Annotated in this window: 1 pseudogene; it reads left to right on the top strand. The window is 75.4% G+C overall.

The annotated features are described in order from the left end of the window. Positions 1–633, top strand: a pseudogene (locus ACY45C_RS03190) (excinuclease ABC subunit UvrC); the annotation flags it as partial.

Here is a 633-nt window from a genome sequence, read left to right as displayed (position 1 = left end):
GGGCACGAACGTCGCGGCGAGCATGGTCGTGTTCGAGGACGGCCTGCCGCGCAAGTCCGAGTACCGCAGGTTCGCGATCCGCGGCATCGCCGGCCGGGAGGGTGCCGGCCGGGACGGGGCTGCCGGGGACGGGGCTGCCGGGGACGACGTGGCGAGCATGTACGAGACCATCCACCGGAGGTTCTCGCGCTACCTCGCCGAGCGGTCCCGCGTCGGCGAGCTTGCCGACATCGCCGACATCGCCGACGCGCCGGATGCCGCGCAGCCGATCGATCCGGGGACCGGGCGGCCGCGCCGGTTCGCCTACCCGCCGAACCTCGTCGTGGTGGACGGCGGGGCGCCCCAGGTGGCCGCGGCGGCCCGGGCGCTCGACGAGCTCGGCATCGACGCCGGCCCCGGCGGGGTGGCGCTGTGCGGGCTGGCGAAGCGGCTGGAGGAGGTCTGGCTGCCGGGCACCGCGGACCCGGTCATCCTCCCGCGGACGTCCGAGGCGCTCTACCTGCTGCAACGGGTACGCGACGAGGCACACCGCTTCGCCATCGCCTACCACCGGCAGAAGCGGTCCACGGCCATGGTGGCCTCCGCCCTCGACGAGGTCCCCGGCCTGGGTGACACCCGGCGCAAGGCCCTGCT

Source organism: Frankia sp. CcWB2 (assembly GCF_977927585.1).
This window is presented reverse-complemented; position numbering and strand designations above follow the sequence as displayed.